At 65.9% G+C, this 25,685-nt stretch carries 25 protein-coding genes and 2 pseudogenes; 12 read left to right on the top strand and 15 right to left on the bottom strand.

The genetic code is table 11. From position 1 onward, the window contains the following. Window positions 1–20 precede the first annotated feature (20 nt). Window positions 21–1,106, top strand: coding sequence for a Glu/Leu/Phe/Val family dehydrogenase (locus AC6CID_RS11335; RefSeq protein ID WP_039584967.1), 1,086 nt, complete (start codon window positions 21–23; stop codon window positions 1,104–1,106). A gap of 72 nt (window positions 1,107–1,178) precedes the next feature. Here the strand turns inward: AC6CID_RS11335 and AC6CID_RS11330 are convergent, their stop codons facing one another. Beyond that, window positions 1,179–1,685 carry an Lrp/AsnC family transcriptional regulator gene (locus AC6CID_RS11330; RefSeq protein ID WP_449115956.1) on the bottom strand — a complete coding sequence of 169 codons (507 nt, stop codon included), beginning with the start codon at window positions 1,683–1,685 and terminating at the stop codon, window positions 1,179–1,181. 219 nt (window positions 1,686–1,904) lie between these two features. Here AC6CID_RS11330 and AC6CID_RS11325 point away from each other — a divergent pair, with 219 nt between their 5' ends. Further along, window positions 1,905–3,440 (top strand): amino acid permease, encoded by a 1,536-nt coding sequence (locus AC6CID_RS11325; RefSeq protein WP_006553104.1) that lies wholly within the window; start codon window positions 1,905–1,907, stop codon window positions 3,438–3,440. A gap of 104 nt (window positions 3,441–3,544) precedes the next feature. Next, a complete protein-coding gene (locus AC6CID_RS11320) occupies window positions 3,545–3,694 on the top strand; it encodes a hypothetical protein (RefSeq protein ID WP_006553103.1) in 150 nt (49 codons plus the stop codon). A 427-nt stretch (window positions 3,695–4,121) separates the two neighbouring features. Here the strand turns inward: AC6CID_RS11320 and AC6CID_RS11315 are convergent, their stop codons facing one another. Further along, window positions 4,122–4,511 (bottom strand): hypothetical protein, encoded by a 390-nt coding sequence (locus AC6CID_RS11315; protein ID WP_498353969.1) that lies wholly within the window; start codon window positions 4,509–4,511, stop codon window positions 4,122–4,124. A 223-nt stretch (window positions 4,512–4,734) separates the two neighbouring features. Then, window positions 4,735–5,409 carry a PaaI family thioesterase gene (locus tag AC6CID_RS11310; protein WP_039584961.1) on the bottom strand — a complete coding sequence of 225 codons (675 nt, stop codon included), beginning with the start codon at window positions 5,407–5,409 and terminating at the stop codon, window positions 4,735–4,737. A gap of 422 nt (window positions 5,410–5,831) precedes the next feature. Here AC6CID_RS11310 and AC6CID_RS11305 point away from each other — a divergent pair, with 422 nt between their 5' ends. After that, window positions 5,832–7,778 carry an APC family permease gene (locus tag AC6CID_RS11305; RefSeq protein WP_081263551.1) on the top strand — a complete coding sequence of 649 codons (1,947 nt, stop codon included), beginning with the start codon at window positions 5,832–5,834 and terminating at the stop codon, window positions 7,776–7,778. Here AC6CID_RS11305 and AC6CID_RS11300 read toward each other — a convergent pair. After that, on the bottom strand, window positions 7,699–8,484 hold the full coding sequence (locus tag AC6CID_RS11300) for a MerR family transcriptional regulator (RefSeq protein WP_498353968.1): 786 nt from the start codon (window positions 8,482–8,484) through the stop codon (window positions 7,699–7,701). The two genes, AC6CID_RS11305 and AC6CID_RS11300, sit on opposite strands and share 80 nt — an antisense overlap. Before the next feature lie 54 nt (window positions 8,485–8,538). Here AC6CID_RS11300 and AC6CID_RS11295 point away from each other — a divergent pair, with 54 nt between their 5' ends. Next, window positions 8,539–9,018, top strand: a complete 480-nt coding sequence (locus AC6CID_RS11295) for a DUF6194 family protein (RefSeq protein WP_039584959.1) — start codon at window positions 8,539–8,541, stop codon at window positions 9,016–9,018. Window positions 9,019–9,236: 218 nt separating this feature from the next. Here the strand turns inward: AC6CID_RS11295 and AC6CID_RS11290 are convergent, their stop codons facing one another. Next, a complete protein-coding gene (locus tag AC6CID_RS11290; RefSeq protein ID WP_498353967.1) occupies window positions 9,237–10,109 on the bottom strand; it encodes an alpha/beta fold hydrolase in 873 nt (290 codons plus the stop codon). Window positions 10,110–10,692: 583 nt separating this feature from the next. Here AC6CID_RS11290 and AC6CID_RS11285 point away from each other — a divergent pair. Together AC6CID_RS11285 and AC6CID_RS11280 are read left to right on the top strand one after the other, a co-directional pair. Then, window positions 10,693–10,854, top strand: a pseudogene (locus tag AC6CID_RS11285) (PaaI family thioesterase); the annotation flags it as partial. A 32-nt stretch (window positions 10,855–10,886) separates the two neighbouring features. After that, complete coding sequence (locus AC6CID_RS11280; protein ID WP_019290960.1) at window positions 10,887–11,054, top strand: hypothetical protein; 168 nt, start codon at window positions 10,887–10,889, stop codon at window positions 11,052–11,054. Window positions 11,055–11,303: 249 nt separating this feature from the next. Here AC6CID_RS11280 and AC6CID_RS11275 read toward each other — a convergent pair. From AC6CID_RS11275 to AC6CID_RS11260, 4 genes and pseudogenes are all read right to left on the bottom strand, one after another. Further along, window positions 11,304–11,804 (bottom strand): annotated as a pseudogene (locus tag AC6CID_RS11275) (enoyl-CoA hydratase-related protein); the annotation flags it as partial. A 130-nt stretch (window positions 11,805–11,934) separates the two neighbouring features. Then, window positions 11,935–13,404, bottom strand: coding sequence for a CotH kinase family protein (locus AC6CID_RS11270; RefSeq protein WP_498353966.1), 1,470 nt, complete (start codon window positions 13,402–13,404; stop codon window positions 11,935–11,937). Further along, window positions 13,404–14,081 (bottom strand): DUF4956 domain-containing protein, encoded by a 678-nt coding sequence (locus tag AC6CID_RS11265; protein WP_006553093.1) that lies wholly within the window; start codon window positions 14,079–14,081, stop codon window positions 13,404–13,406. The genes AC6CID_RS11270 and AC6CID_RS11265 overlap by 1 nt, the downstream gene beginning before the upstream one ends. Window positions 14,082–14,110: 29 nt before the next feature. Beyond that, a complete protein-coding gene (locus tag AC6CID_RS11260) occupies window positions 14,111–14,953 on the bottom strand; it encodes a polyphosphate polymerase domain-containing protein (RefSeq protein WP_019290963.1) in 843 nt (280 codons plus the stop codon). Window positions 14,954–15,086: 133 nt separating this feature from the next. Between AC6CID_RS11260 and AC6CID_RS11255 the strand changes: the two genes are divergently transcribed. The 3 genes from AC6CID_RS11255 (at window position 15,087) to AC6CID_RS11245 (ending at window position 18,839) form a co-directional block, all read left to right on the top strand. Beyond that, entirely contained in the window at window positions 15,087–15,794 is a 708-nt protein-coding gene (locus AC6CID_RS11255; RefSeq protein ID WP_024101966.1) for a response regulator transcription factor, read from the top strand. Beyond that, window positions 15,791–17,197, top strand: coding sequence for a sensor histidine kinase (locus AC6CID_RS11250; RefSeq protein ID WP_064060349.1), 1,407 nt, complete (start codon window positions 15,791–15,793; stop codon window positions 17,195–17,197). Before AC6CID_RS11255 ends, AC6CID_RS11250 begins: the two co-directional genes overlap by 4 nt. Before the next feature lie 505 nt (window positions 17,198–17,702). Then, the gene (locus AC6CID_RS11245) at window positions 17,703–18,839 is read left to right on the top strand and encodes a 3-ketosteroid-9-alpha-monooxygenase, oxygenase component (protein ID WP_019290967.1); all 1,137 of its coding nucleotides are present in this window, start codon (window positions 17,703–17,705) and stop codon (window positions 18,837–18,839) included. 36 nt (window positions 18,840–18,875) lie between these two features. Here the strand turns inward: AC6CID_RS11245 and AC6CID_RS11240 are convergent, their stop codons facing one another. Continuing rightward, window positions 18,876–19,463 (bottom strand): TetR/AcrR family transcriptional regulator, encoded by a 588-nt coding sequence (locus AC6CID_RS11240; RefSeq protein WP_019290968.1) that lies wholly within the window; start codon window positions 19,461–19,463, stop codon window positions 18,876–18,878. A gap of 108 nt (window positions 19,464–19,571) precedes the next feature. Here AC6CID_RS11240 and AC6CID_RS11235 point away from each other — a divergent pair, with 108 nt between their 5' ends. Further along, window positions 19,572–20,360, top strand: a complete 789-nt coding sequence (locus AC6CID_RS11235; RefSeq protein WP_006553087.1) for an SDR family NAD(P)-dependent oxidoreductase — start codon at window positions 19,572–19,574, stop codon at window positions 20,358–20,360. Here the strand turns inward: AC6CID_RS11235 and AC6CID_RS11230 are convergent. The 4 genes from AC6CID_RS11230 to AC6CID_RS11215 form a co-directional block, all read right to left on the bottom strand. Continuing rightward, the gene (locus AC6CID_RS11230; RefSeq protein ID WP_498353965.1) at window positions 20,342–21,124 is read right to left on the bottom strand and encodes an IclR family transcriptional regulator; all 783 of its coding nucleotides are present in this window, start codon (window positions 21,122–21,124) and stop codon (window positions 20,342–20,344) included. The two genes, AC6CID_RS11235 and AC6CID_RS11230, sit on opposite strands and share 19 nt — an antisense overlap. 70 nt (window positions 21,125–21,194) lie before the next feature. Further along, the gene (locus tag AC6CID_RS11225; protein ID WP_019290970.1) at window positions 21,195–21,860 is read right to left on the bottom strand and encodes an IclR family transcriptional regulator; all 666 of its coding nucleotides are present in this window, start codon (window positions 21,858–21,860) and stop codon (window positions 21,195–21,197) included. Window positions 21,861–22,019: 159 nt separating this feature from the next. Next, window positions 22,020–22,931, bottom strand: a complete 912-nt coding sequence (gene bphC / locus AC6CID_RS11220) for a biphenyl-2,3-diol 1,2-dioxygenase (RefSeq protein WP_006553084.1) — start codon at window positions 22,929–22,931, stop codon at window positions 22,020–22,022. 27 nt (window positions 22,932–22,958) lie between these two features. Then, a complete protein-coding gene (locus AC6CID_RS11215; protein ID WP_006553083.1) occupies window positions 22,959–24,131 on the bottom strand; it encodes an acyl-CoA dehydrogenase family protein in 1,173 nt (390 codons plus the stop codon). A gap of 344 nt (window positions 24,132–24,475) precedes the next feature. On the opposite strand from AC6CID_RS11215, the gene AC6CID_RS11210 reads away from it, so the two are divergent. Then, complete coding sequence (locus tag AC6CID_RS11210) at window positions 24,476–25,006, top strand: nuclear transport factor 2 family protein (RefSeq protein WP_498353964.1); 531 nt, start codon at window positions 24,476–24,478, stop codon at window positions 25,004–25,006. 10 nt (window positions 25,007–25,016) lie between these two features. Here the strand turns inward: AC6CID_RS11210 and AC6CID_RS11205 are convergent, their stop codons facing one another. After that, entirely contained in the window at window positions 25,017–25,661 is a 645-nt protein-coding gene (locus tag AC6CID_RS11205; protein ID WP_006553081.1) for a TetR/AcrR family transcriptional regulator, read from the bottom strand. Window positions 25,662–25,685: the final 24 nt, after the last annotated feature.

Genomic DNA, 25,685 nt, shown 5'->3' with positions numbered 1-25,685 from the left:
TGCTGCAAAGGAACCCACCGATGACCACCTCTGCCCTCGACCTCCCCGAGTTCACCACGTCCGACGGCGTGTTCGGCCGCTCGGCCCGCCTGACCGACCGTCCGCACGAGCAGGTCGTCTTCCATCACGACGCGGCCACCGGCTTGCGCGCCATCGTCGCGATCCACTCCACCGCACTCGGACCCGCCCTCGGCGGCACCCGCTTCTACCCCTACGCGGACGAGATGTCGGCACTCGAGGACGTGCTGCGACTGTCGTGGGGCATGACCTACAAGGCCGCGGTGTCCGGTGTGAACCTCGGTGGCGGCAAGGCCGTCATCATCGGTGATCCGAAGATGGACAAGAACGACGAACTGCTCGCCGCCTACGGACGATTCGTCGAGTCACTCGGTGGTCGCTACATCACCGCCGCCGACGTGGGAACCCGCGCGGAGGACCTCGACGTGGTGGGCCGGCACACCGCCCACGCCGTGGGGCGCACCGTCGCCGCCGGCGGATCCGGCGACAGCTCGCCGCTGACCGCGCTCGGTGTCTTCCAGGCCATGCGTGCCGGCGCTCGGACGGTCTGGGGCGAAACGACTCTCGCGGGTCGCAGGGTCGGTGTCGAGGGTCTCGGCAAGGTCGGCTACGAACTCGTGAAGCTGCTCGTCGCCGACGGTGCCGAGGTGATCGTCTCCGACGTGAACCCCGCCGCGGTCGCCCGCGTGGTCGACGAGTTCCCGGCGCAGGTCACCGACAACGTCGTCGCCTCGTCCGCCGACGTCTACGCCCCGTGCGCTCTCGGCGGCACGCTGACCTCGACCACCGCTGCCCACCTCGACGCACGTCTCGTGTGCGGTGCGGCCAACAACCAGCTCGCGCAGCCCGAGGTGGAGGGCCTGCTGGGCAAGCGCGGAATCGTCTGGGTACCCGACTATGTCGCGAACGCGGGCGGACTGATCCAGGTCGCCGGCGAGGTCGACGGATCCGCCGCCGACGTCGTCCGCACACGAGTGGAGTCGATCTTCGAGCGCACCGCCGAGATCTTCGACGTCTCCAGCACTCTCGGCGTCACGCCGGGCGCAGCGGCCAACCGGATCGCCGAGCGCCGCATCGATACTGCCTGATCCGCACAGGGGAACTGATCCGCACAGGGGAACAAGGGGAGGCGCCGCGAGGTGCCTCCCCTTCTCGTGTCTTCAGGAGTTTCCGGCCGACGAGGAACGCCCGTGCCCCGCATTGCGGGTGATGTGCTCGACGAGTGGCTGCGTCCGGTACTCGATCGGCGTGGTGAGCGCGAGCGTCGTGGTGGTGTGCGCGACGCCCTCGATGGCGTGGAGCCGTTCGAGGACCAACAGGAGGTCCTCCTGGGACTGCGCCGCCATCCGGATCAGGAGATCCTCCCGGCCCGTTGTCGCGTGGACTTCCAATACCTCTGGGAATCGGCCTAATTGGGCGATCACATGCCCCATCTGTGCCTGGACGAGCTCGGCGCCGATGAACGCCTGCAGCGGCACACCCAGCTTCGGCAGGTCGACGACCGGTCGGTATCCGGTGACGGCACCGGACTCCTCGAGTTTCCTGATGCGCGACTGCACGGTGTTGCGGGCGACACCGAGCTTCGCCGACAGATCGACGATTCCTGCCCGGGGGTTGCGAGTGAGCTCTCCGAGGAGAGCTGCGTCGAGCCGGTCGAGACTGAACACGATGACACCCTTTCCGTTGTGATGCGCGTCACCACTCGAGCATAATGCTCAGCCGAACAGAAAGATATTGACACTTCACGAGCCAGTGCCATGATTGCTACATCAAATGCTCACGCAAACACTGCTTGCTGCAACGTAATGCGCGCGAAGTGAGCGACATGCCTACCCCTCGCCCGGACCGGGCGTGGCGGGCGCCGCAATCACCCCGAGGAGCACACAATGCCCGGAGTCGGCATCTGGCGGACCAAATCCGTCGAACAGTCGATCGCGGATACCGATGAACCCGGTTCGCGGCTACGACGAGAACTGACCGCCAAGGATCTGACCGTGTTCGGCGTCGCCGTCGTGGTCGGAGCCGGAATCTTCACCCTCACCGCCCGCACCGCCGGCAATCTCGCCGGACCGTCCATCTCGCTGGCGTTCGTCCTCGCCGCGATCGCGTGCGGTCTCGCCGCACTGTGTTACGCGGAGTTCGCCTCTGCGGTACCGGTCGCCGGCAGCGCCTACACCTTCTCCTACGCCACCTTCGGTGAGTTCGTCGCCTGGATCATCGGATGGGACCTGATCCTCGAGTTCGCCCTCGCCTCCGCGGTCGTCGCCAAGGGATGGTCGATGTATCTCGGGGGCATGTTCGGCGGGGACGCGTCGATCGACCTCGGACCGATCACGGTCGACTGGGGGTCGCTGCTCATCGTCGGCGCCATCACGATCATCCTCGCGATCGGCACCAAGGTCTCGTCGCGGGTCTCCGCCGTCGTCACCGCCATCAAGGTCGCGGTGGTCCTGCTCGTCATCGTCGTCGGCATCTTCTACATCGACAAGTCCAACTACTCGCCGTACGTCCCGCAGGCCGAAGAGGCGGAGAGCGCCGCATCCGGTCTGCATCAGTCGCTGTTCTCGGCGCTCACCGGCGCGGGCGGCAGCACCTACGGCTGGTACGGCCTCCTCGCCGCAGCGAGCCTGGTCTTCTTCGCCTTCATCGGCTTCGACGTCGTCGCCACCACCGCCGAGGAGACCAAAAACCCCCAGAAGGCCCTGCCCCGCGGCATCTTCGGTTCGCTGGCGATCGTCACCGTCCTCTACGTCGGCGTCACGCTCGTGCTCACCGGCATGGTGAAGTACACCGACCTGCGCACCGGCAGCGAGCTGGTCGGTGACGGCAGTGCCACGCTGGCCACGGCCTTCGAGGCACACGGCATCACCTGGGCGCAGATGGCCATCAATATCGGTGGCCTCGCCGGCCTCACCACCGTCGTGATGGTGATGATGCTCGGCCAGACCCGCGTGCTGTTCGCGATGTCCCGCGACGGACTCGTCACCCGCAAGCTCGCCGTCACGAACCACAAGGGTGTGCCCGTGCGCATCACCCTGATGGTCGGTGGTGTCGTGGCCGTCCTCGCCGCGGTGTTCCCGATGGGTGTGCTCGAGGAGATGGTCAACATCGGCACGCTGTTCGCCTTCGTCCTGGTCTGCGTCGGCGTGATGGTGCTCCGCCGTACCCGCCCCGACCTGCCCCGCGGATTCCGGGTGCCGCTCGTGCCGCTGGTCCCGATCCTCGCGGTCCTCGCCTGCGGCTGGCTCATGCTCAACCTTTCGGTCGAGACGTGGATCCGCTTCACCGTCTGGATGGTCCTGGGAGTGGCGATCTACTTCGTCTACGGTCGCCGCAAGTCGGTGCTCGGACAACGCCTGAAGCTCGAGGCCGCGCAGCAGGAAGCCGCGAAGCACGAAGCGAGGGAACCTGAACCGGTATAGATCCGTCGTCCACGAGCCCGCCCGCACCGAATCGGTGTGGGCGGGCTCGTGTGTTCCGGCGGTTCCGGGTACCCGACCGGAAGGAAAGCAGACACCGTCCGATCGTGACGCCGGAAGAGGAGGAGATGGCGCCGCAGTGCGCCCACTGTCACTGCCGCATCCTCGGGCACGGCGTGGAGTCGGCGGATGCCGTCTTCTGCTGCGCGCATTGTGCTCGTCAGGCCGGGCACGCCGAGCTGGCGGATCGTGCCTGACGGAAGAGTGCGAAGCGCGCGAAAGCGGCAGAACGGACTCTGCGAGTTGATCTTTCGGTGAACTCGAGAAAGACCTATGCACGCGAGTGAGCAGATTGCTCTATGCTGTGAACAGCGCCGCAGAGACGAAGGTCACAAGGGTTACCCGGCGTTTCGTCCGAACGCAGGACGAATCGGACATCGGGACCTGATTACCATCGATCTGCCCCTGTCGTCGGGGAGGCCGACAGGGAAGGGCCCCCGCCAGCGATTCGAGGGGAGGAGCCGGCGGGGGCCTCGCGCTGTATCTCCTGTGTCGGGGAGGACTCTAGGGAGACACGGCCACCTACGCCGTGGCCGCTTTGGAGCTTAGGTGACAGCTGGGCACTCGTCCAGAGTCGATACTGAAACGAGACCTGAGAATCTTCTCGGGGTCGAACCGCGACGTTCATCCTGCTTTGCGGCGGATGGGGCCCGTTTCGACGTCGCTTTCCGCCGGAAAGACGGGGGTCGGCATGGCTCTGGACCCGTCGGGATGCCTGCGGTACGACGCCGGTCGCTGCGAACGCCGCCGTCGCCGACGGTTCCGCGTCGTCCAGAAACCCCAGGCTGCGATGCACACGCCCACTCCCGAGAGCAGGTCGGCCTCGGTCAGTCCGTGATTCGGCGTCACCGAGTACAGCACACGACCCTCGAGAGGTCCGTTCATCAGCACCCAGAGCCCGGATGCCACGAACGCGGCCGAGCTCGACAGCAGGAGGGGGCGCGAGAGGCACCACGTCGACGCGGCGAACAACGAACACATCGCGACGAGCGAGTAGAACACGGCGTTCTGCACGGTCGACTCCTCTCGCTCCTGCCGGATATCGATCAACTGTACTGGCGGAGGAGTCGGACCTACCGAGTCGCAAGTCGTGACCCTCGCAACAGGAGCATCAGCTCAGGCGTTGCAGGGTGACGGTCGTCAGAGCAAGCACCTGATCGTCGGCTCCGGCGTCCGGAGGTTCACAACACACGGGTGAGGCTCACAACCCTGATGGTCGACCATGGGCGTTGTGAGCCTATTCGGGTCTCGGTATCTCCGCGAACGAGTCACGCTGCTGAACCATCCACACCGGAGCGATGAAGATGCCTTCCGCTTCCACGCAGATCCCCTCCGAGTCGGCGATGTGCCCCACGACGAACGCCTTACGTCCCTCGACGCGGTCGAGTTTCGCCTCCACGCGCAGAGCGCCGAGGGGAGTGCGCTTGCGGTAGCGGATGGCGAGCGTGCCCGTCATCCCTGGATATCCCGAGATGCGCGCGGCGTCGCCGAGGATCTGGTCGAGCAGCAGTGCGGAGACCCCGCCGTGCACGTGCCCGGCCGGCCCCTCGTAGACGGGACCGAGGTGGATGTCCGTCCACACGCGTCCGTCGTCGTCCTCGTGGATGCCGCCGATCGGGGCGATCGCGTTGCGCAAGCCTATTGCGGCGTTTCCCCAGTTACGGAATCGGCCCGAATCGTTGAACCGGGTGCCGTACGGGCCGTCCTCCCGGTCGCGTTCGAGGATCTCGCGCGCGGCTGCGAGATGTTCCCGCGCCCGCGCGACGTCGTCGGCATCCACACGCGTCTGCAGTGCGAGTTGGATCAGCTCGCGCACGTCTCCGGTGAGCGGACCGTAGGTGGCCCTCTGCTGATCGATTTCCTCGTCGGACAATCCGTCGTTGACGTAGAGCTCGAGGATGGAATCGGTCATCAGGGTTCTCCGGATCGTGAGCGTGGTGAAAGAAAGTAGTCGACCGCGCGCACTGTGGACGAGTCAAGTTCTGCTGCCGCTGTACGGGATCGCCGCAAGATCCGCCAGACGGACCGCTCTGTACGAAAATGTGTGAGCCACCGCATGGGGGGAATCGATGAGAGAACCCCGTCGGCTCAACGAGGGGAGGGGCCGACGGGGTCCGTCTGTGCCGAGTCGAAAAGGGGAGGAGACGCGGCACGGTTTGTTGCGAGGAGCAACAACGTCTCTACGCTATCGACGATTGTGTCACCTGCCAACCTCACCGATGGGTGATCGGCGGGGTGAAATTCGCCCGGTCTGCACCTCTGGCGAGCGGCGTAATACGAGCGTACCGTTCGCTTCTGCGTGCGCGGGTATGCGCCGGACAGGAGTCGGTGGTCGTGGCCGTAACCATCCGCAAGGGCCGTGACAGCATCACCAAGCGAGTGCTGCTGGGAAGGCCGCTGCGAAGCGACACGCTCGGCCACACGCTGTTGCCGAAACGGATAGCCCTGCCGGTCTTCGCGTCCGACGCTCTGTCGTCCGTCGCCTATGCGCCGGAGGAGATCTTCCTCGTGTTGTCGGTGGCGGGCCTGTCCGCCTACGCATTCTCCGGGTGGATCGGTCTCGCGGTCGCCGTCGTCCTCGTCGTAGTGGTCGCGAGCTACCGGCAGAACGTGCATGCCTATCCGTCGGGGGGCGGCGACTACGAGGTGGCGACGAAGAACCTCGGTGCGATCGCCGGCCTGACGGTGGGCAGCGCGCTGATCGTCGACTACGTGCTGACGGTCGCCGTGTCGATCTCGTCGGCCGCCCAGAACATCGGGTCGGCCGTCCCCTTCGTCGAACACCACAAAGTGCTGTTCGCCATCACCGCGATCACACTCCTCACCGCGGTCAATCTGCGCGGACTCCGCGAAGCCGGAACAGCTTTCGCCGTGCCCACCTACGCCTTCATGTTCTGTGTCGGGGTGATGCTCGTCTGGGGCTTCGTGCGTCTCGTCGTGTCCGACGTCCCTCTGCGCGCCGAGTCGTCGCACTACGAACTCGCCGCCGAACAATCCCACCTGGCCGGGCTGGCCTTCGCCTTCCTCCTCGCCCGCGCGTTCTCGTCGGGATGTGCGGCCCTGACGGGAGTGGAGGCCATCAGCAACGGGGTGCCGGCCTTCCGGAAACCGAAATCGCACAACGCTGCCACCACCCTGCTCCTGCTGGGCGCCATCGCGATCACGCTGCTGATGGGCATCATCGTCCTCGCCGAGCGACTGGGGGTCGTCGTCGCCGCAGATCCCGCGACACAATTGAGCGGGGCACCGGCCGACTATCACCAGAAGACACTGATCGCGCAGGTCGCCGAGACGGTCTTCACCGGTTTCCCGCTCGGTTTCTACCTCGTCACCGCCGTGACCGCGTTGATCCTCGTCCTCGCCGCGAATACGGCATTCAACGGGTTCCCGGTTCTCGCGTCGGTACTCGCGCAGGACAAACACCTGCCGACCCAGCTGCGCACCCGGGGCGATCGGCTCGCGTTCAGCAACGGCATCGTCTTCCTGGCTCTCGGAGCGATCGTGCTGGTATGGGTGTTCGACGCCGAGGTCACCCATCTCATCCAGCTCTACATCGTCGGAGTGTTCGTCTCCTTCACGTTGAGCCAGACCGGAATGGTTCGTCACTGGACGCGGCTGTTGGCCACCGAAACCGACTCGCGTCACCGCCGGAGAATGCAGCGTTCGCGCGTCGTCAACGGTGTGGGTCTGGCGATGACGGGGACCGTCCTGATCATCGTGCTCATCACGAAATTCCTCGCCGGCGCGTGGATCGCGATCCTCGCCATGGTGATCGTCTTCGTGACGATGCGGGCCGTCAACCACCACTACCGACGTGTGGCGGCCGAACTCGACGCCGGCAAATGGGACGGTCTGCTGCCCAGCCGCACGTATTCGATCGTGCTCGTGGCCAAGCTGCACCACCCGACACGTCGCGCGCTCGCGTACGCCTCGGCCACCCACCCCGACACCCTCGAAGCGATCACCGTCGACGTCGACGAGGAGGACACCCGCGCTCTCGTGCGCGAATGGGAAGCCAGCGACATCACGATTCCGTTGAAGGTGCTGGAGTCGCCGTACCGGGAGATCACGCGACCGGTACTCGACTACGTCAGGCGGGTGCGCGGCAACTCGCCGCGCGACGTGGTCACCGTCTTCATCCCCGAATACGTCGTGGGGCACTGGTGGGAGAATCTGCTCCACAATCAGAGCGCGCTGCGACTCAAGAGTCGTCTGCTCTTCCAGCCCGGGGTGATGGTGACGAGTGTGCCGTGGCGGTTGCACTCTTCGGATTCGAGTTAGACGAGCGCGGAGTCCGGTTCTCGATCAGGTTCGCGATGTCTGCACCGGCTCGCAGCAACATTTCGGACTGCACTGCGATGGTGTGCAGGCGCTCGTGGAGTGCGTCCCTAGCAGTATCGGTGTCATTGTCGGTTCCGATCGCTGCCATCACCGCCCGGACCGCCGGGATGCGGTAGCCACCCGCGCGTAGTGCGGCAACGATCCGCGCATCCCGCGCCGCGGCGGGGGAGTAGCTCCGCGCAGCGTTACGGTCGATCCGTTCGGGCGCGACCAATCCCTCCTTCTCCCAGAACCTCAGGGTGGACGATCGCACTCCGATGGCGTTCGCCAGCTCGGTGATGCTCATGGCGTCGCCGGGTAGTGGAGGCGCGTCGTGGGCGGCCTCGTCGACGATGGTGTCGAGTGCGCGGAGCGCGGTGAGACTCTCGGCGCGTGCCCGCGCGAGCCCACTGTGGAGTTCGACGACACGGGCGAGTGCCTCGTCGTAGGGGAGGACCTGCACATCGTGCATGACCCTGCGCGCCTCGACGGGACCCACCGCGACAGCCAGTGCGCGGTACGCGCGCAGGGCCGTGACGTGTTCGGGACCGAATCTGCGATAGCTGTTGGGCATTCGTACGGCGGAAGGGATCACTCCGAGGCGTTCGAGATCGCGCACCTGCTGCACGGAGTATCCGGTGGCTGCGGCCAGGCGCCCCGTCGTCATCGTGTGCTCCACTGCTCGAACCCTCCATAAGCACTTCAAGGTGACACTCGAAGTATGACCATGGAACAGATCCTCGCGCAGATCAGAAGCTTCAGCGGTGTCCTCGAGCTCGCACCACAGGATGGGAGTGGGCTCCCCGAGATTTCGTGGGGCGACCATTTCTTCTACTACGCCCCGGACGGCGAGATCCCGCACAAGCGGCAGCCCTACGCGACGATCGTGACGAAGAACTATCCGAACGATGGGGATTCACGCCTCGACGAGCCGGGCCGATGGCGCATGAACGTGCATGCGGGGACACAGCTGTTCACCGAGTTGCTCGGCTACCCACCCCGGTCCGTCGACCCCTCGACGATCGACTTCGCCGAGGCCGACGTCTTCATCCCTCATCCGCTCTACGGCTCACTGGGATGGGTCGCGGTCGTCGAACCCGGCGAGCGGACCACGCCGCGTCTGCTCGAAGTGCTGCGCGACGCCCACCTGGCCGATCGGCGCCGACTCGAATGCAGGAGCGCGCTGCGCGACACGGAGTGATCGTGCGAAAAAGCTTCTGCTGTCACCCATCCCTGTTGTGAGCACTCTCGAAGAACGACATCACGGTGACGACTCCGATGCCGACGTACCCGCTCTTCGGGATGTAGACGAAGACGCGGCCACGGCGCGCATCACCATCGCTCCGACCACGGGTTCGTCTAGGTCGCGCACCGAATACCAGGGCTGGGTGTAGCCCATGAACTCGACGATCGGACGGATTACACGCGGCTCGGTTGGAGCACGTCGCGGAGCACGGCGGCGAAAGCTTCAGGATCGCCGGGCATACCCTCTGAGGCACCCATGAAGCCACCGTGATCGCCGGGGAACAGCGTCGGAGTTGTGCCGAGCCGGTCGGCGAGCGCTGCCGCGGCGCGGCCGCACAGCTGGCGTACCGACTCGCGACCACCTGCGACGACGATGCGCGTGGACGCGTTCGCGAGAGCGTCGAGATCGGGGTGGTAGCCCGTGCACGACATCCAGTTCTGGCCCAGCAGCACGTCGTCGCGGGTCCCGTCGTCCTCGCTGGGCAGTCCGAAGTCGGACGGGCTCGGAGCGGGCCGGTCGAGATAGTCGGAGGTCAGTTCACCTTCGTAGCCGACCAGGGCGATGAACTTCGCCATGGCCGGTCCGAGGCCGCTGCGCTGATAGGTGTCGCGGATGTCGTCGCGCACCGCCTCGGCCCCGATGCGATCGGGCAGCAGCTCGACGATCGGCGGTTCGTGCGCGACCAGCGTGCGCACCCGCTCGGGATGGCGCGAGACGAGTTCGAGCGCGTTGACCGCGCCGCCGCTGCTGGCGAAGACGTCGACGGGACCGAGATCGAGTTCGACGAGGATCCGGTGCAGGTCGTCGGCGTGCAGAGCGGGAGTGGACTGCATCGACGTGTCGGTGCGCGTGCCACGACCCGTGCCGCGCGGGTCGTAGGTGATCACCGTCCGGTCGTCGAAGAAGGAGGCGAGGCTCGTGAAGCCGCTCGCGTCCATCGGGGATCCGGCGAGCAGCAGCGAGGTGGCGTCGCCGGGGACGGTGCGGACGTCGTAGACGAGAGTCGCGCCAGGGACGTCGATCGAGTGGGTGACGAATTCGGGCATGTCGGCTCCTTCTGGGGTCGGTGACCATACCGACCCGCGCCGCCCGAGAAATTCATCGCACATACGACCGCGTCCGCACCCAGGACGGATGCGGACGCGGTGTGCGCTGGCTCAGTGGGCGATGCCCGGTTTCGCAGGCAGTCCGCCGAGGAGCGCAAGAGATCCGAAGTGCATATATGTTCCTCCTGTCGTTCGGTTATCCGGACTGCGTCCGCACCGGGACGCTGACCGAGGAGTACCCGCCGCCTCGGTGCGAAACACTGCCGCGGACCGAAAGTTCACTTCGTTATGTTTTCGTGCCCTCGGGGGGTTTTCGCGCGGTCGGACCCGGCCGGGTCTGCGACTCGCTCGGCCGCAGCGGACCGTGGCCGTGGGCGCATTGCACGACCGCTTCGACCGAAGCGCCACAGTCGCGGTGTTCGATGAGCAGTGACGGGCCGTCGGGATCTGCACAGTATTTGTCCCCCCACTGGAGCAGGGCGATGACCGGAACTACCGAGGCTCGTCCGACGATCGAGGACTACGGGCAGAAGCCGCCGAGCCGATTCGTCGAGGCGAGCGGCTTCGTCGTCGAGGAAGCCACTTCCTACGTTCGACGACGGGATGCCGCGCGTCGGTCACGGCAGAACCGTTGCAGCAGGGGAGGACTCAGCAACTGTGGCTGGTGATCATCACCGACACCACGACCGGCAAGGTCCTCGCTCGCGGTCAGCTGCGACTGCAGAACGTTCCGTTGCCGGAGTAGTTGTTTACGCGCATCGGTGTCGGGAACCGGAGATGGCGCAGCGCGAGAAGGACGAACTCGAGAAGAAGATGTCCGAAAAGTGTGACGAGGAAACAGTTTTCCGGACTCCGGAAGTGGATCCGTCCGAATGGACCGAACCGCGCCCGCACGCAGGGGGTGGTGCGGGCGCGGAGTCGATCGGTCCGGCTGTCAGAGAATGATGCCGAGAGCGGCGAGCAGTCCACCGAGGGTCAGTGCGAGAGATCCGAGCAGCATAGGAATACCTCCATGTCGTTGTGGATGGGCACGCCCGCGAACGGGCGCGGGAAGTGAATGGATCCGCAAGATCGATTCACTTCCGTCCCATACTTCGCGAAGGCCTCAAAGCCTGTTACCTGCCGTCACTAGTTGTTATATTTCTGTGATAAAAGTGTCCGATTAGACCGAAATGCCCTTTGATCATGGGCGTTTCAGGACTTGGGATTCACGGCGTTCTGGGACTTTCCGCGTTCGATCACCGCAGCCCGTCGCTCGGCGACCCGCGACGGCGAGAACTCCCGCATCCACTCTTCCGAGGTCTGCTGCTCCACCCGTAGGGCCGGTTCGACGACATGCTCCTCGGCCCGGCGGTACGACGCGAGCAACGCCCGCATACCGGATTGGTCGTTGCCGGCGATCGTCCGCGCGACCTCCACGGCCGTGCCGAGCAGTTCGTCATGCGCGACGACCTGCGTCACCAGACCCGCACGCAGCGCCTCCTCGGCACCCACGAAGTTGCCGGACAGGCTCATGCGACGCGCGAAGCCCGGACCCACCGCCGCGGGCAGGCGCTGGGTGAGTCCCCAACCCGGCAGGACGCCGACTCGCGCGTGGGTGTCGGCGAAGCGGGCGCGCTCGGACGCGATGAGGAAGTCACACGCGAGTGCCATTTCGAGACCACCGGTGATGGCGGCGCCGTTCACCGCGCCGAGCTCAGCGCATTCCGCGCCTCCGGGCGGTTGAAGGTGAGAATGCGGACGGAATCGCGCTGCTCGACGAGCAGAATTTCTTCGGAAGTCATGGGCCCGACAGTATCCGTAACTTCGGTGGATCCGACCTCGCTCAGCGGGGCTGAATCCACTGAACTTGTGCCTGCGTACGTTCCCCGATCCAGGAGCGCATCGAGTCGACGCTCTCCTGCAGCGCCTCGGCAGTGAGGCCGTCGGAGGTCGGCACCGACGCCGCCACCGCGTCGAGCACCTCGAGTGCCAGACCGTTGCCGTAGATCTGTTCGGACAGCTCCTGATACACCCGGTGGTAGATCTCCGTGAAGGCGTCGGAGTCGAGGAAACGGGTCTTCAAGGTATTGCCGCCGCCTGGTCCGCGACTCTCGCCTCCAGGCATTCCAGGTGGCATGGCCTGAGGCATCCCCTCCGGTGGCGCGGCGCCCACCATGCCCTGCGGGCGACCGCCCGGTCCCATGCCGCCCATCATGGAGATGGAGTCGTCCGGGCCGGCGGAAGTATCACCCTGCATGGCCATGTTCAGATCCCACGAGACCACCGAGAGCTTCTTCGTGTCGAGGTCGTACCAGAGGTAGTAGTTCTGACCGGGTCCGGCCATGTCGTCGAAGTTGACGAGCAGGTTCTGTGTGGCGACGTACCGAGCGAAGGACTCGACGTCGACCCAGTCGGCGAGGTGCGCGTCGAACTCTGCGTCGTCGGCCGAGTCCATCCACTTCAGGAAGCTGATGATGGGTTGCAGCGTCCCGGAGTCGGCGGCATTGATCTCCTCGAACTGGTCGGCGTAGTCCGACTGGTCGTCGCCGACGTACTCGAACCGCGACGACGCATCGGCCTTGTAGAGATAGCCGGGGGAGTCGAACAGCGAGTTGGCGTACTGCTCATCGGGATGCTCGAGCACCAGTCGTGTCGCGGTGGCGCTGTCGTTGACCGAGTACACCGTGTACGCGTACCGCTGGGTCGGTTGATCGGTCTCGGCGGTGAGCGACAACGCCATCGCCTCGTTGATCACCGGCGAGCCGGGCCGCACCGACAGTTCTGTCATGCCCTGATACGCGCGACCGTCGACGTACTCGTCGAAACGGATCAGCAAGGGCAACGAGGTCGGATCCTCCGGATCCACCTGAACCGTGCCCTCCATCCCGGGCGGGCCTTGCGCCTGATCGAAACCCTCGCCCTGCAGGCCGCGCAGCGTCGAGTTGCCCTTCAGGCGCACACCCACGTCGTCGATGCGGGTGCCGTCGATGACCACATCGGCGACCACCCACTCCTTGTCGCCGTCCTTCTCGTATGAGGAGATCATGTCGTCGTACTCGGCGTCGCCGATCTCGAGCGACAACTCGTGTGTGACGGAGGTGTCGAACAGATCGACTGTGCCGGCGACGTTCTCGGTGATCTCCGAGGAGATGATCGTCGGGTCGCCTGTGATGTAGGGCCGCACGCGTGTCGCTCCGAAGGCCGTGGCCACGATCGCGACGAACGCGATGAACGCCACCGGCAGTTTCCAGTGCCGCCGCAGCGAGGTCGGTATCCGGTGCCGCAGACGGCGCCGCGGGGTGGGTGCAGTCATCACAGGTCGGTCTGGTCGTATCCGGTCAGGACGCTCACCCGCTGGCCGGCATTGACGGCGCTCAGTGCCGCGATCAGGTCGTTCGAGCTCGTGCCCTTCTTCAGCTGCGCCGTGTAGTACAGCTCCACCAGAGCGCCGGCGCGGACGGATTCGGTGGACACCAACTCGTATTCACTGCAGTGCTTGATGAGAATGTCCTCGACGGTGCTGGTGTAGGCCGGCTCCGGCGGCACCTGCACCTTGACCACCTGACGCTGCACGTCGAGCGTGAACCAGTTGAACTTGTTCATGATCAGCAGTACGAGGCAGATCGCGACGGTCGCTGCGATGGCGAGCACGTAGAAGCGGGTACCGGTGGTCATGCCGATGGCCATCACCAGGAAGATGAACCCGACATCGCGAGTTTCTTTGATGGCGTTGCGGAATCGCACCACCGAGAGCGCGCCGACGAGAGCGAACGCCCGGGCGATGTTCGATCCGACCACCAGCATGATGAGCGCGATGACCATGCCGACCAGCACCAGCGTCTGCACGTAGGACTGGCTGTAGGAGACGTTCTTGTGCGTGTAGCGGTAGACCCACGCAATGACGCTCGACAGCACGAACGACAACGCCAGCGACACCACGATGTCGAAGGTCGTGAACGTGCCACTGAGATCTTGGAAATCGAAATTCATATCCGTCCTTGTTTCGGAGAAGGGGAAGGTCAGCGAGCCGGGATCGGTTCGGTGGACAGAAGATCGGTGGGTACCCGCGCGTCGGAGCCGTCCGGCGACACCAGTTCCGGTGCACCGAAACGGGACCGGGGTGCGAGCCCGAACGCCTCGACCGACTGGCAGTACTTCGACACCCGGATCACCGACATGTCCAGCCGGGCCGTCAAATCGGTCGCCCAGTAGGGCACCCGCTCGTTGGCCTTGAGCTCTACGACGGCCAGCTTCGGCGGGATGATGAAGCGGTTCTCTGCGCCGGACGCGAAGTGGAAGTCGCGGTCGCGGCCGTGCACCTTGTGGTCGATCGTCACGCGCAGGCCGAGGTCGGCGTCGCGTCCGACGAACGCCTCGCGCAGATAGCCGGTGGTCACGATCGGTCGCAGATCCAGATTCCCCACGAGACCGGAGACCTCGTCGACGAACGGCCGCTGCGAGTCGTCGCACTCGATGTCCTCGCGTCCGTTCAGCCATCGCAGGGCGACGCCGTACGGGAGGGCAGTGCGACGCTTCTGCGTCACCCGGTTGACGCGCTGCTTGATCTCGACCTGCACGGGAGAGTCGTCGGTGCATGCGGCCGGGTCGCCGTACAGCCGCATGCGTACCTTGCGGCGGAACTTCAAGCCTTCGATCTTCTCCCAGTAGAACCGCAGATCCGGGGTGTCGTAGTACAGCGACGTCACCGGATAGCCCCCGTGTGGGGAGTACGGATCGGTGTCCATCCGGGCGGCGAGCTCGCGCCGTAGTTCGGGCACCTTCATCTCGTCGACGAAATACTTGATCTCGTACCGGTTGAACGCGTGCAGTCTGCTCGCGGTCTGTTGATAGCCGTTGTTCACCCCCACAGCACACACTCGTGATCTCGAGGTTCCGTGGAGTTCTCCTGGCAACTTCCTGACAATCGGAAAGCTCACAGGAACCTGCCAGGAAATCTCGAGCGCGGTGCCAGCCCTACCCGCGACAATCGAAGTCGTGACCGACCGGATTCCCGAAGCGCGCGTGCTCGTCGTCGACGACGAGCCGAGCATCGTCGAACTGCTGTCCGTGAGCCTGAAGTTCCAGGGCTTCGAGGTGGAGACCGCGAGCAACGGCGCCGAAGGACTGGACAAGGCGCGACGCTTCCGGCCCGACGCAGTGATCCTCGACGTGATGATGCCCGGGATGGACGGCATGGGCCTGCTGCGCCGCCTGCGCGCCGACGGCATCGACGCGCCCGTGCTGTTCCTGACCGCGAAAGACGCGGTGGAGGACAAGGTCGCGGGCCTGACGCTCGGCGCCGACGACTACGTCACCAAACCGTTCAGCCTCGAAGAGGTCATCGCCCGGCTGCGCACGATCCTGCGCCGCGCCGGCAAGGTGTCCGAGACCGAACGCAGCTCCCGCATCACCTTCGCCGACCTCGAACTCGACGAGGACACCCACGAGGTGTTCAAGGCCGGCAAGCCCGTGTCGCTGTCGCCGACCGAGTTCACGCTGCTGCGGTACTTCATGCTCAACGCCGGGACGGTGCTGAGCAAGCCCCGCATCCTCGAGCACGTGTGGAACTACGACTTCGGCGGTGAGGTCGGGGTTGTCGAGTCGTACGTGTCGTATCTGCGACGCAAGGTGGACATCGGCGACGTCCCCCTCATCCACACCGTTCGCGGGGTGGGCTACGTGATGCGGGAACCCCGCACATGAACCGGCTGCGGGCGCTGCCACTCCGTTGGACGCTGGTGGCCGCCCTGGTGCTCCTGGCCGGCATCGGTCTGCTCGCGTCGGGTGTTGCCGTCACCTCGGCTCTGCAGAACTCTCTGCTGTCGCGCGTCGACCGGGACCTCGAGGAGGCCGCACGGACCTGGGCGCGACCCGACAAGCCGCCACCGACGCCACCGCTGGACGCCCCCACCTCCCGGCGACCACCGAGCCCCTTCTACGTGCAGGTCGTCGACGCCGACGGACAAGTGCTGTTCGTCGTCAACGACGAGTCGACCGCACCGGATGTGCCTGAGGATCCGACCGGTAGGCCCGTCACCGTCGGATCCGTGGGCGACGACGGTCCGCACTGGCGGGTGATGAGCACCGAGAACACGTCGGGTGTCGTGACCACCGTCGGGATGAGCCTGGCCGAGGCCGACGAGACGGTGGACAGCCTCGTCCTGCTGCAGACGGTGATCGGTGCGGTCGTGCTGGTCGCACTGGCGGTGGGCGGCGGTGTCGTCGTGCGGATGAGCCTGCGTCCCCTCGACGAGGTCGAGCGCACCGCCGCCGCGATCGCTGAAGGCGACCTCAGCGAGCGGGTGCCCGAGGGCGATCCCCGAACCGAGATCGGGCGGTTGTCGGTGACCTTCAACGCCATGCTCGGCAGGATCGAATCAGCCTTCGCAGCAACCGCAGCATCCGAGGAGTCGGCGCGACGCTCGGAGGAGAAGATGCGTCGCTTCGTCGCCGATGCCAGCCACGAACTCCGAACTCCGCTCACCACCATCCGCGGTTTCGCCGAGTTGTACCGGCAGGGCGCGAGTACCGACACCGTCATGCTCATGGACCGCATCGAACGCGAGGCCCGCCGTATGGGTCTGCTCGTCGAAGACCTGCTGATGCTTGCGCGACTCGACGAACAACGTCCGCTCGACCGTTCCCCGGTGGATCTGCTCGCGGTCGCCGCCGACGCGGTGCACAACGCGCGCGCCGTCGCACCCGAACGGACCATTACCCTCGACATCATCGACGGCCCAGGCACTCCCGAGGTTCTCGGCGACGACGCCCGTCTGCGTCAGGTGTTGAGCAATCTCGTCACAAACGCCCTGACCCACACCCCACCAGACGCCGATGTCACAGTGCGGGTGGGTACCTCGGACTCCGATGCGATCCTGGAAGTCGCCGACACCGGCCCCGGTCTCGATCCCGACGACCGCGAGCGCGTCTTCGAACGCTTCTACCGCGCCGATGCCTCCCGCACCCGCGCATCGGGTGGGAGCGGGCTGGGTCTGTCGATCGTCGCCGCGCTGGTCGCGGCGCACGGTGGGAAAGTGGAGGTGGAGTCGGAACAGGGAGTCGGCTCGACCTTCCGTGTCCGCATCCCACGGCTACTCCCCAGCTGACGCGCTGAAACGGGGTTCGCCCCTGCAACACGCCGCGTGAACCCCGTTTCACCGCGCGACGAGAAGTCGCCGGGCGTTCGCTAGAACTCCGTTTGTCCCGCTGGGCTGAAAAGCTGTGTCGCCGCACACATCGCGGTTCCTAGTCTCGGCTCATCCGAGGAAGGGAACCGGCAACAATGCAGTCGCTCGCCTGTCATACCTGCGGCGCTCGTGTGCTCGTCGCGAAGTACAGCCCCGCTCATACCAGCATCCAATGGTCCGACGAGGCCCGGGAGTCGTGCCGAGAGATCGCCACCGCTGGTCCGGGTGCCTACGTGATGCGGTGCGAAGCGCTCGATCGCACCGTGGACGAGGCGGTGGCCGACGGTGTGATCCGGACCGGGAACCGGATCGATCCTACGATCGCTCCTCTCGCTTCCACGGAGACGGTCGCCCCAGCCCGGTGATCGTCGCTCGCCTTCGACTCTCGTCAGCCCCATCACCCCTCGTCAGCGCAGGAGAAAACATGACCGTCCCCCAGGAGCGGATCGAGATCCGCAACATCGATCCAGGTACCAACCCCACCCGCTTCGCGCGCGGATGGCACTGCATCGGCCTCGCCAAGGATTTCCGTGACGGAAAGCCGCACCAGGTCAAGGTGTTCGGCACCGATCTGGTGGTCTTCGCCGATACGGCCGGAAAGCTGCACGTGCTCGACGCCTTCTGCCGGCACATGGGTGGGAACCTCGCGCGCGGCGAGATCAAGGGCGACACCATCGCCTGTCCGTTCCACGACTGGCGTTGGAACGGACAGGGCCGTTGTGAGGCCGTGCCGTACGCGCGTCGCACGCCGAAGCTCGGTCGCACCAAGGCGTGGACGACGATGGAACGCAACGGTGTTCTGTTCGTCTGGCACTGCCCGCAGAACAGCGAACCCACACCGGAACTCGCGATCCCCGAGATCGAGGGTTACGAGGACGGTCAGTGGAGCGACTGGACGTGGACGACCATCCACGTCGAGGGTTCGCACTGCCGCGAGATCGTCGACAACGTCGTCGACATGGCGCACTTCTTCTACGTGCACTTCCAGATGCCCGAGTACTTCAAGAACGTCTTCGACGGGCACATCGCCGGCCAGCACATGCGCTCCTACGGACGCGACGACATCAAGACCGGTGTGCAGATGGATCTGCCGGAGGCGCAGACCATCTCGGACGCTTTCTACTACGGTCCGTCCTTCATGCTCGATACGATCTACACGGTCTCCGAGGGCACGACCATCGAGTCGAAGCTGATCAACTGCCACTACCCGGTCACGAACAACTCGTTCGTGCTGCAGTTCGGCACGATCGTCAAGAAGATCGAGGGTATGTCCGAGGAGCAGGCCGCCGAGATGGCGAAGATGTTCACCGACGGTCTCGAGGAGCAGTTCGCCCAGGACATCGAGATCTGGAAGCACAAGTCCCGCATCGAGAATCCGCTCCTCACCGAGGAGGACGGCCCGGTCTACCAACTGCGTCGCTGGTACAACCAGTTCTACGTCGACCTCGACGACGTCACGCCCGAGATGACGCAGCGCTTCGAGTTCGAGGTGGACACCTCGCGTGCGCTCGAGTCGTGGCACAAGGAGGTCGAGGAGAACCTCGCCGGTTCGGCGGAGTGATCCGATGATCCGTCCCGCTGCGTGCGGCGGGACGGATCACGCTTCGCGGCGACGGAAACCGTCGACGAACACCGACACGATGGTGCGCGCGAGGGCGGCGAGAGTACGGTCCGGACCGGGCCGGTACCAGCGGGAGGCGTGCCAGACCGCGTCGTAGATCAGTTCCCGGAACGTCTCGGGATCGATGTCGGTACGGAAGACGCCTTCGGCGATGCCGTCGCGGATGGCCTCGCGCCACGCGACCTGCATGGCGTCGGCCGAGGAGACCATGTCGGCCTCGACGACGCGCTCACGCATGTACTCGCCTTCGCGTCGCCAGATGGAGGTTGCTCCGTGGTAGTCCTCGGAGGTCTCCAGTGCGATCTGTGTGAATGCCACGAGTCGCTCGACGGGCGGTAGCGACCGCGCCAGCACCTCGCGGCATCGTTCGTTGAGGTCGGTGATGTACTCGCGGATGAGCTCGGTGACGATCGCTTCCTTCGACGGGAAGTAGTGGTAGAGCGCTCCGGAATAGACACCGACCGCGTCCGCGATCTCGCGGATGGTGGTGGCGGTGACCCCCTTGCGGGCGAAGATCTCCGCCGACCGGTCGAGTATCTGCCGCTTTCGCTCCTGCGGGTCCACCGTCGTCCTCTCGTAAGGCCCGTACAGGCCTGCTTCGGACCGTATTCTGCCACACCCATTGATCAACCGATCAATGGGTTCATGTTATTCACGTCTTCAGGAGTATGCATGGCCGTGTCCCGGATGGACCCGATCGTTCCCGCTACGCCGCTGGCAGGCGCCACAGCTCTCGTGACCGGCGCAGGCCAGGGCATCGGGAGGGGGATTGCACTCGCGCTCGCCGCCGCCGGCGCCGCTGTTGCTGTCGTGGGTCGCACCGCGGAGACGATCGGTGCGACCGCCGTGGAGATCACCGACCGTGGTGGTCGCGCGGTGCCGTATGTGTGCGACGTGACCGATGGTGCGGCGGTCGAGGAGACGGTCGCCGCCGTGGTGCAGGAGTTCGGCGGACTGTCCATCCTGGTGAACAACGCGCAGTCGCCGGCGCCGGGAACGCTCCTCGAACTCGACGAGGACGTGTACCGCGGAGGTATGGAATCCGGGCCCACCGCGACCTGGCGGATGATGCGGGCCTGCCATCCGTACCTGCGTGGCGGTGGTTCGATCGTCAATCTCGGATCGGCGGCCGGTATCCGGTGGAACCCCTCGGGGACGGGCGGATACGCCGCTGCGAAGGAAGCGATCCGGGTTCTCACCCGCACCGCCGCCTGTGAGTGGGCGGCGGACGGGATCCGTGTCAATTCGATTCTGCCGCTCGCCGATTCGGTGGCCATGCAGGAGTGGGCGGAACGCGAACCGGACGAAGCGGCCGCGTACGCGAGTTCGATCCCGCTCGGCCGGCTCGGCGATCCCGAAACCGATATCGGGCCCGCTGTCGTCTTCCTGTGCAGCGAGGCCGCCCGCTACATCACGGGCCACTCGCTTCCGGTGGACGGAGGTCAGGCGCTGGTGCGCTGACCCACCGATCGGGTGAGGTGTGGCCGAGATTCGCTCGGGGACAGGGCACGCCACACCGCCCGCGCCGCGAGCCGGACCGGGGTGGCCAGGCCGACGGTGTCGACGATGTCGACGGGTCCTGTCACGGACAGTGCGCCCACGCACGTCTGCCCGTTTCCGATGGGCGCCGCCACGCACGCGACACCCGGCACCGATTCCTCACGCTCGTGCGCGACACGTCGCTCGCGAATATGTGCGATCTCGTTGCGGGACAGCAGATGCTCTGCTCTCGGGGCACTGGGGTACGTGCATCCTGTTGCAGGAAGGGAGGCGTGCAGTCGGGTGTGGGCCAGGAGGGCCTTACCGAGGGCGGTGCGATGTGCCGGCTGCCGCCCGCCGATGCGCGAAGGGAGCACGAGGGGTCCACGTCCGATCTTGTCGACGTAGCGCACGTCGCCACCTTCGAGGACGGCCAGATGCACGACGAGACCCGTCGCCGAATGCAGGTCGTGCAGGACGGGGTGGGCTGCTCGGTGCAGACGGTCGTGGTTCCGCGCCAACGCGCCCCATTCGAGGGGGGTGCGTCCGAGGGCGTAGGTCTTGCCGCGCTTGCTCACCCAGCCGTGCTCGACGAGCTGTGTGAGCAAGCGGTGGGTGGACGAGCGTGGCAGACCCGTGCGAGTCGAGAGCTCGGAGAGGGTGAGCCGATCGCCGGTGTGGAACTCGTCCAGCAGTCCGGCCACGCGGGCGATGAAGGCGTTGGAGAACTCGTCGTCGAGTGCCATGGGATCCTCGCAATGCATCGAGATCATCGACTGATCGATTGATCAGCGGATCGGTTGACAGGGTGTGAGGTCACGCGGTCAAGGTCGTCTCCAGATGGTCGGCGGCCCGACGCAACCGTCGGACCGCGTCCTCGCTGATCGCCTCCACCGGGCCGGCCAGCGACAGTGCGGCGATCTCGCCGTCGCCCGCGGCGAAGGCGGCGACGGCGTGCCGGAAGCACTCGCCTCCGTGTACGACACCGCCGACGAGCGAGTGCCCGTTGCTGCCCGTCAGGGCGGGGTGGGTTCCGTCGCGTCGCGCCAGCAGCGCCAGGCCGGCGACGGCGTCCTCGGCGGGGCGCCGCTGGCCCGCCCATGTGGTGTCGGTGAACTGCGCGCCGCTCACCTTCTCCAGGTAGACGACCTGGTCGTCGTCGAGAACGGTCAGGTGAACGGCGAGACCGGTCTCTCGGTGCAGGTCGTACATCGAGCGGAGGGCGGCGCTGTGGATCCGGTCGTGTGCCTGCGCGAGGGCGCCGAGCTCGACGATCTTCGGACCGAGGTGATAGGTGGTGCCACTGCGACGCATCCACCCGACCCGCACGAGTTGGAGAAGCATCCGATGAGCGGACGAACGGGGGAAGCCTGTCCGTCGGCACAGCTCGGTGAGGGTGAGGCCGTCCGTGTCGCGGAACGGTTCGAGCAGCAGGCCGAGGCGATCCATGACGGACGAGGGGGTGGGGAGGACTTCGGGCATGGTCTTCTCCGTGGCATGTTCGTTGATTGATCGACCGATCAATGAGTATCTACGACTGTAGCGCCACTCGGAGCTCCGCGGAAGAACGAATTTCAGGAACAACGAAAATGCACCGCGACCGGAAGTCGCGGTGCATTTCGTCGGACGGACCGTGGGGTGTCAGGCAGTGGGTGGCAGGAACGCCTTCAACGGCTCGGATCCCGACTGGTCGTGGCCCCAGTACGCATCTGCCGTGATCTCCTCGGACGTGTAGTGACGCTCGTCGACGAGCATGCCCTCGGTGCCGAACTCGAGGTCCCAGCCTCCGGGTGCACGAACGTAGAACGAGATCATCTTGTCGTTGGTGTGCCGGCCGAGTGTCGACGAGATCGAGAAGTCGAGCTTGTTCACCCGATCGAGGGCCTGACCGACCGCGTCGAGGGTGTCGACCTCGGTCATCAAGTGCACCAGGCCGGGTTCCTCGTTCGGCGGAGCCGGGCACAGCGCGAGGCTGTGGTGCCGCTCGTTGATGCCGAGGAAGCGGACGCGCACGAGACCGTCCTCGTCGAGGCGGATCGAGCCGCGCGGCAGGAAACCGAGCACCTGCGTGTAGAACTCGTACGTCTCGGCGAAGTTCGCCGTCGGCAGCACGACGTGGCCCAGGCCGAGGCCGCCGGTCACCCAGTGTCCACCGAACCGCGTCACGACCGGGCTGTGGTCGAGCACCGGCCCGAAGAACACCTCGAGGCGGGTTCCGGCCGGATCTTCGAACGCGATGGCACCCTCGGCGTCGATGTAGGTCGCTTCCTTGTGCGAGAGCACCTCGACGGTGCGTCCCGACTTCTCTACGGCCTCACGCACGCGCTGGAGCGCGAACTCGTCACGCACCTCCCAGCCCACGGCCAGTGCCTTGTCGGACTCGCCAGGCAGCACCTGGATGCGCGAGCGACGCTCGTCGATGCGGGCGTAGAAGCCGTCGGCCTCGGGCCCGGTTCCCTCGGCCATGCCGAGCCCGTCGAGCAGCAGGGCGCGCCAGCGCGGCACATCCTGCGTCTGGATTCGGAGGTAGCCGAGACCTCTCAGTTCAGTCATGTCGTCGTCCTCGAAAGTGGAAGGGAATCAGATCATTGCGCGGTAGGGGCCCTGCGGGTCGCCACCGAGCTGAGTGAGAGCTGCGGAGTGGTAGATCATGCCCGGCACGTGGATGGCGTGGGTCAGACCGACGTGCGCGTCGCGCCAGAAGCGCTGCATCGGTGTCTTCAGGTGCACCGCCGCGCCACCGGCGCGCGCGAAGATCTCGTCCATCGCCCGCACCGCACGCCACGCCGACGAGATCTGGGTGCGCCGGCCGATGGCGCGCTCCTCGAAGCTGATCTCCTCACCGCGGTCGGTCTTGTCCCAGAACCGGTCGACGGTCTCGAGCAACGCGAGCCGCGACGCGGAGATCTCGGCGGCCGCCTCGCTGATCGCGAAAAGGACGTACGGGTCCTCCTTGATCGGGACACCGGTGACCTGAACGCGCTCCTTCTGCGCGGCGATGTAGCAGGCCAGCGCGCCCTCGGTCATGCCGATCAGCGACGAGGTGATGCCCAGCGGGAAGATGTACGAGAAGGGGAACTTGTACAGCGTCTCGTCGCGACCCGCGTGTCGCCAGCCGTTTCCGCTGAGCACGATGTCCGCATCGATCGTGCGGTACTCGGGCAGGAACGCGTCCTTGACGATCAGATCCTTCGATCCGGTGCCGCGCAGGCCGATGACGTTCCAGCTGTCCGCGTCGATCTCGTAGTCCGAGCGGGGGAGCAGCACGTGCAGGACCTGGCCGGTGCGGTTGCCGTCCTTGTCGCCGACGGCAGCACCGATCATCACCCAACCGCAGTGGTCGGTACCCGACGAGAACGACCAGCGGCCGTTGAGGATGTAACCCCCGTCGACCGGCACAGCGACACCCATCGGTGCGTACGGCGACGCCATCCACATGTCGTTGTCGTCGCCCCAGATCTCCTCCTGGGCCTTCGTGTCGAAGAAGGTGAGCTCCCACGGATGCACACCGACGATGCCTGCCACCCAGCCGGTCGCACCGTCGAGAGCGCCGATGGACATGACGGTCTCGGCGAACTCGCGGGGGTGGGCTTCCGCGCCGCCGAATTCCTTCGGCTGCAACATGCGGATGATGCCGGAGTCGCGCAGGTGCTTCGCCGAGATGTCCGACAGTCGCATCTGCTCGTCGCCGACGATGCCTTCACTGCGGATCTCGTCCGCGTGCTGCATGATCCTGTCCAATACTTGGCCCATGACGGTGACTCTTCCTGGGAATCGGCTGCTGACGAGCCGGGACTACGTGGAGGGGTGCTCCGGGGCACGGAGCGACTTGCGCTGTGCAGGTGTGGCGTGTCGAACAGTCCCAGCTGTGATGTGAGCGCGCACCGGTGTTTCCGTTGAACGGAACATCCTGGGCAACTCGGAGGGGCCCGCGCCCATGTTGACGCCATGAAACGAGGCGCGCCCCTGCAACACGCCGCGCCGGACCCGTTTCACCGCGCGAGGATGCCGGTTGTTCCGATCAACGGGATGTCGCAGGAGATTCCGTCCGGCGATCGGTAGACAAGCAGCTGACCGCCCGCTCCGGAAGGATCGCCATGACCGAGACCACGGACCGCCCGACCAGCGACCTGTCTGCGGCCGAACAGCTTCTCGCCATCCACGAGATCGAGCAGGTCTTCTCGGCCCGGCTGCGGGTGATGGACACCAAGCAGTGGGAGCTGTACCCCACCTTGCACACCGAGGACGTCGTGAGCGAGACGTGGGGCGGACTCCCCAGCGACAAACAACCCCGCACCGGCGAACAGCCCGGCCGTGTCGTCGGACGCGAGGCACTCACCCGCGCCATCAGCAACTTCCTCGACGGACCGGTGTCGATCACCTCGGCGCACCACGGCCACTGCCCGGAGATCGTCCTCGAATCCGACTCCACCGCCCGCGGGATCTGGGCGATGGAAGATCAGCTGTGGTGGGACAACGACGGCGTCGAGGAGTCGCTGCACGGGTGGGGGCACTACCACGAGGAGTACCGCAAGGTCGACGGTGTCTGGCTGATCTCCTACCGCAAACTCACGCGTCTGCGTGAGGTGCACACCCCCGGTTTCTTCAGCTTCCTGAAACGTCTCTGAACGACGCCCGTCAGGGCAGTTCCGGCAGCGGGCGCGTGGCGACTTCTTCCGCTTCCGCGGGATCCATCCCCACCATGCACAGCATCGCCCGTGCGTAGATCTCGTCGATGTTCTCGGGAGCCTCGGCCGAGACCACGTGGTGCAGCGTCGACAGCAGAGAGCCGAACACGCAGGCCGTCGCGATGTCGATATCCGTGATGGTGAACCGGCCGGCGTCGACGCCGTAGCGCAGGTCGCGCGCGGCGCGGGGACCGAGGATGGCGATGAGTTTCGGGTGGGCGATGCCGAGTCGGACGACGAACCATCCCCACAGTGTGTCGCTCATCGCGTGTCGCACCAGATGCCGCAGCGACGACGCGAACCTCTCCGCCGTATCCGGCATGTCCTCGGTCATCGAATCCATACGGGCGCCGAGTGATTCGATGGATTCTTCGGCGACGGCTTCGACGATTTCTTCGCGGGACGCGAAGTAGTTGTAGAACGTGCCGACGCCGAGGTCGGCGGCTTCGGTGATGTCGGACAGTCCGACCGCGTCCACGCCCCGTTCGGCGACCAACGTGCGCGCAGCCTCGATGAGGCGCGCGCGAGTCTTCTCGCGTCGGCGCTGGTGGCGCGACGTGGCAGGCGTTGCGGCTTCGTTCGAAGTGGTGGGCACGTCCGTACCGTACGCCAGGCGAAC

It is taken from the genome of Rhodococcus sp. GQ147 (assembly GCF_059759155.1).
The sequence above is the reverse complement of the archived record's forward strand: the minus strand, read 5'-3'. Positions and strand labels throughout refer to the sequence as shown.